Consider the following 5,135-nt stretch of genomic DNA (forward strand, 5'->3'; position numbering starts at 1 on the left):
CAGGGCAGTTTTGCCCCACCCCGCAAGACTTCTTCGACGTCTCGCGCTCCATGGGAGGGCGGGGCGCGTTCATACCATCTCTTCTTTGCGTCGGCAAAGAAGACTAACGAGAAGAAAGCCGACCCTGCCGGGCGCAGAGCAATAAGGCTTTCGAGTATCGATGATTTCGTCGTACGGCCCGGAGTTCCGGCGGGCTTCTGCCGGTACCGGCTGGACTGGCCACGAACCTGCCAGCTTCCGGGATGCGTGGTGAGCCCCCCGGTAGCGGACATCACTTGCTTCAAGCCGTCTGTCGCTCGCGCAGCGGCCGGCCACGAAGTTGCAGGCGCACCGGTTCCGTCGTGGGCGCGGTGGCACCGCCTTGATTGGCCCGAGACCTTCACCACCGCGCCCGCCCCACCACGAAACCATTGACGGGCGATGTGTCGTGATGGCGCGCGCCGGTAACGGCAGATTGGCGAATGGGCAAGGATTCTGCTACCGGGGGCCGCACCACGCATCCCGGAAATTGGCAGCGTCGGGGCCCTTCAACCCGGTACCGGCAGATGCCAGCAGAACTGCGGCCGTACGACGAAACCAGCACCCTTAGCACCCGCGATTGCTCTGCGCCCGGCAGGGTCGGCTTTCTTCTCGTTAGTCTTCTTTGCCGACGCAAAGAAGAGTGACMGGCAGCCCCCGCAGGGGGATGTCGTATGGCACTTGGGTCCAAAAACCAACACCGCCAACGAATGCCCCCCTTCCCCCCCTCCCCCTCCCCCCTATCCCCACGGCATCGTAATCGACTTCAGATTAGTAAAACTCTTGATCGCCTCCTGCACCCCTTCCTTGTAGCCAAGCCCCGAATCCTTGATGCCGCCAAATGGCGTCAGCTCGATGCGGTAGCCGGGCACCTCCCACAGGTTGACGGTGCCCACCTGCAATTCATCGGCAAAGCGCGCAAAGTCATCCATGCGGTTGGTGCACACACCGGAGGACAAGCCAAAGGCCGTGCCGTTGGAGATGCGGATGGCGTCGTCGATATCGCGGAAGGTGATGATGGGCGAGACCGGGCCGAAGGTTTCCTCCCGCACCACCGTCATGGCGGGATCCACGCGGTCGATCACGGTAGGCGAGTAGCGCGCGCCGTCGCGGTGGTTGCCAAGCACCAGGCGGGCGCCCTGCGCAACGGCCTCCTTCACGCGGGACTCGAACAGCGCGGCGGCTTGGGCGTCGATCACGGTGCCCATGTCCACGGTGCGGTCCATGGGGTCGCCGTACTTCCATGCCCGGGTCTTTTCCACCACCAGCTCGGTAAACCGGTCCGCCACGGCCTGGTGCACCAGCATGCGCTTGACGGCTGTGCACCGTTGCCCGGAGTTCTTGTACGAGCCCTGCACCGCCAGGTCGGTGGCGCGTTCCAGGTCGGCATCGTCCATCACGATCAGTGGATCGTTGCCGCCCAACTCCAGCACCACGCGCTTGTAGCCGGCTTTGTTGGCGATGTACTTGCCGATGCCGACGCCACCCGTGAAGGTGACCAGATCCACCGAGGGGTGGGTGATCAGTTCGTCGGCGATCTCGCGTGGGTCGCCCGTGACCACCTGCAGCATCTGCGGCGGCAAGCCGGCTTCATAGAGGATATCGGCCAGGTAGTAGGCGGACAGCGGCACCTTCTCCGAAGGCTTGAGCACCATGCGGTTGTTGGTGGCGATGGACGGCGCCACCTTGTGCGCGACCTGGTTCATCGGATGGTTGAACGGCGTGATGGCGCAAATCACGCCGAGGAACGGCGAGCGCTGGGTCATCACGCGGCGCTTCTTGCCGTGCGGGGTCAGGTCGCACGAGAACAGCTGGCCGTCGTCGCGCAGGGTTTCGTTGGCGGCAAAGCCGAGCACGTCGGCCACGCGGCCGATCTCGTACAGCGAATCCTTCTTGCACAGCCCGGACTCCAGCGTGATCAGGTCGGACGCCTCCTCCACGCGCTCGCGCAGCAGCGCTGCGGCGCGGTTGAGGATGGCGGCGCGCTCGAAGCGGGTCAGCGTGGAGCGGTAGGCGCGCGCCACGGCGAATGCTTGGCGCACGTCTTCCACGCTGGCCATCGGCACGGTCCCGACCAGCGCGCCGTCGTACGGGTTGCACACGTCGATCACGCGCTCGCGCATGACCTTCTTGCCATCGATGCGCAGCGCTTCGGCGCGGAAGTGCGGGCTGACCTGGCCGGTGGAAAACGTTGGGGCGTTCATGTCGGTTCTCGCGTCAAGAGTTCGGGACGGATGCGAATCGGAGGCGAATGCGGATACGGATACGGATGCGGGCGGCGCTCAGTGCAAGTGATTGAGCGCGACGTCGAAGATGTCGAAGTTGCGCAACTGTGCCTTGCCGGGAATACCCGCCGTGGCGCGGTTGAATACCAGCGGCACGGTCTGCTCCGACACGCCACCGTGGGAGCGCAGCGGTGCGTCCAGCCCGGACAGGTCATGGCGGCTCTGGCTGGTGCCCAGCACCACGTGCTTGCCGCTGACGATCACCAGATCGCCCACGCGGTCCGGCGGCAGCTCGAAGCGCGCGCAGGCTTCGGCGTTGTCGAGCACGCTTTCGATGCCCGGCAGGGCCGCCAGCTTGCCCTTGAGCGCGGCACGGTCGACATCTTCCGGCAGGTAGACGGTGGCGTAGGAGCCTAGCGCGCCGTGGTGCACCACATAGGGATCGGTGATCGGCAGGATCACGCGCGCGCCGCCGGCTTCCACGCCACGGCCGAGCCAGCTATCGAACTGATCCTGCAGGTAGATCACGTTGGGCGCCTTGGTAGCGTCGTCGTGCTTGGCGTTCATGCCGTGGTCGGCGGTGAGCGCCACCACGCAGCCGAGCGCGTCGAGCTGCGCCAGGTACTTGTCCATCATGGCGTAGAACGCGTTGGCGCCATCCGAGCCGGGGGCGAACTTGTGCTGGATGTAGTCGGTGGTGGACAGGTACATCAGGTCCGGCCGGCGGGTTTCCATCAGCCGCACGCCGGCGGCGAAGACAAACTCGGACAGCTCGGCGCTGTACACACTCGGCACCGGCATGCCGACAAGGTCCAGCACGTTGTCGATGCCGTTGTCCTCCAGCGTGGCCTGATCGGCCTTCTCCGACGAGAAGCAGATGCCGCGCATGCCGTGGCCGAGCAGGCGGCGCAGCTTGTCCTTGGCGGTCACCACCGCCACGCTGGCGCCGGCATCGGCAAAGGCGGCCAGGATGGTGCCGGCGCGCAGGTACTTGGGGTCGTTCATCATCACTTCTTCGCCGCGGCCACCGTTGGCGCTGCGGTCGAAGAAGTAGTTGCCGCAGATGCCGTGCACCGCCGGCGGCACGCCGCACACGATGGACAGGTTGTTCGGGTTGGTGAAGGTGGGCACCACGCACGCCCCGCGAAAGCTCGCGCCCTCGGCCAGCAGGCGCTTCAGGTACGGCGCGCGGCCGCTGGCGGCGGCGGCTTCCAGGTAATCGAATTCACATCCGTCCACGCAGACCACCACCACGGGCTGTTTCATCCATTGGTAGGTGCGCTGATTGACAGTGATGCTCGGGGCGGCGACGCTGGAAAGATTCGGGTTCGACATGTCGGGGTTCCTGTGCGGGAAAGCAAAGGCTTCAGGGCTGATCGATTGCGGCGCCGCCATCCACTGGCGCCACGGCGGCATGCATGCGGGCGCGGCCGCGTTCCACGTGCTCGCGCATCAGCCTGCCCGCCAGCTCGACATCGCGCGCGGCAATGGCCGACACGATCTCGCGGTGCTCGCGGGTAGAGGTGGGGATGGCCTTGCTGTCGGCGGAAAGCGCCTCGCGCCGGAACAAGGTGAGTTCCTTGACCAGGCGCCGGTAGGTGTCCACCAGCTTGCGGTTGCCGGCGAGTTCCACCATGCGGTCATGCAGGGTGAGATTCAGACGGGTGTATTCGTCGAGGTCGCGCGCGGCGCTGGCCGCGCCCATGGCCTCGATCAGCGCGCGCAGCTCGCGCACGCCCTGGGCCGTGATGTTGGCAGCGAGCAGCCGGCCTACGTACTCATCCAGCACCGCGCGCAGCGCATAGATCTCGTCGGCTTCTTCCAGGGAGATGGCGCGCACGAACACGCCGCGGTTTTTCTCGGTGCGCAGCAGGCCGGCCTGCTCCAGCGCCCGGAAGGCTTCGCGCAGCGGGCCGCGCGACACATTGAACTCGCCCGCGAGTTCGATTTCATTAAGCCTGGCGCCTGGCAGCAGGCCGCCGGACACGATACGCATTTCAAGCTCGCGCTGCACCAGGGTGGTCAGCGACTGGCTCTGCAGGATCGCGATATCGCTCGACTGAGCGGCTGGCCGTGACATGAAGACTCCTGATTCGGGTACATCGAAAATCCTGGTTGTCATTAAAGCAAGCAGTTTGTATATTGTCAACAAACCAAGCAACGGTGATGGACACGAAACACCGCGAACATCTCCGAAAAAACCTGGCATACGTCTTGTAAGTGTTGCAAAACAACGGTTTAACGGTGATATGAGGCGGTGCGGTGGTGGTGCAACATGCCCCATAGCACCGCAACAAATTCACCAAATTGACACACAATACCACCTAGAATGCCACAAGGAGCCCCACCAAGCTGGCATCCGTGGAAATCGTCAACCTGGACGAAAGCGGCGACATCGGCCCGGCCGCCGCCATGGCCACCCTGGTGGCGCTGACCTGCGCCTTTGCCTGCCTGCATGACTACCTGCTGCAGCGCGTACTGAACGCCTAGACCCAGGCGCGGCGGCAATCCGGGCGCATCGACCAATCGGCATCCGGCCGGATGCCAATCACTCCCCTGATCCCAATCCAGGAGCACTCCATGATCCGCGGCAACGATCCCATCCTGCTGACCCCCGGCCCCCTCACCACCTCGCTCGCCACCAAGCAAGCCATGCTGCGCGACTGGGGATCGTGGGACACCAGCTTCAACGCCATCACGCGCAGCCTGTGCGACGACCTGATCGCCATCGTGCGCGGGCAGGATACGCACGTCTGCGTGCCCATGCAGGGCAGCGGCACCTTCTCGGTGGAAGCCGCCATCGCCAACGTGGTACCGCGCGACGGCAAGGTGCTGGTGCCGCAGAACGGCGCCTATTGCCAGCGCATCCTCAAGATCTGCAAGGTGCTGGAA

The 5,135-nt window shown here is 64.9% G+C and carries 4 protein-coding genes and 1 pseudogene; 2 read left to right on the top strand and 3 right to left on the bottom strand.

The window, feature by feature from the left end; translation table 11 throughout:
- Window positions 1-758: 758 nt before the first annotated feature.
- The 3 genes from phnY to AC1DS3_RS34975 form a co-directional block, all read right to left on the bottom strand.
- A complete protein-coding gene (gene phnY, locus AC1DS3_RS34965; RefSeq protein ID WP_441641485.1) occupies window positions 759-2,222 on the bottom strand; it encodes a phosphonoacetaldehyde dehydrogenase in 1,464 nt (487 codons plus the stop codon).
- A gap of 78 nt (window positions 2,223-2,300) precedes the next feature.
- Complete coding sequence (gene phnA / locus AC1DS3_RS34970) at window positions 2,301-3,578, bottom strand: phosphonoacetate hydrolase (RefSeq protein WP_441641484.1); 1,278 nt, start codon at window positions 3,576-3,578, stop codon at window positions 2,301-2,303.
- Between the two features lie 31 nt (window positions 3,579-3,609).
- A complete protein-coding gene (locus AC1DS3_RS34975) occupies window positions 3,610-4,323 on the bottom strand; it encodes a phosphonate utilization associated transcriptional regulator (RefSeq protein WP_441641483.1) in 714 nt (237 codons plus the stop codon).
- 281 nt (window positions 4,324-4,604) lie between these two features.
- Here AC1DS3_RS34975 and AC1DS3_RS34980 point away from each other — a divergent pair, with 281 nt between their 5' ends.
- Together AC1DS3_RS34980 and AC1DS3_RS34985 are read left to right on the top strand one after the other, a co-directional pair.
- Complete coding sequence (locus AC1DS3_RS34980; RefSeq protein WP_441641482.1) at window positions 4,605-4,733, top strand: hypothetical protein; 129 nt, start codon at window positions 4,605-4,607, stop codon at window positions 4,731-4,733.
- A 90-nt stretch (window positions 4,734-4,823) separates the two neighbouring features.
- Window positions 4,824-5,135, top strand: a pseudogene (locus AC1DS3_RS34985) (2-aminoethylphosphonate--pyruvate transaminase); the annotation flags it as partial.

Source organism: Cupriavidus sp. 01L46 (genome assembly GCF_056399905.1).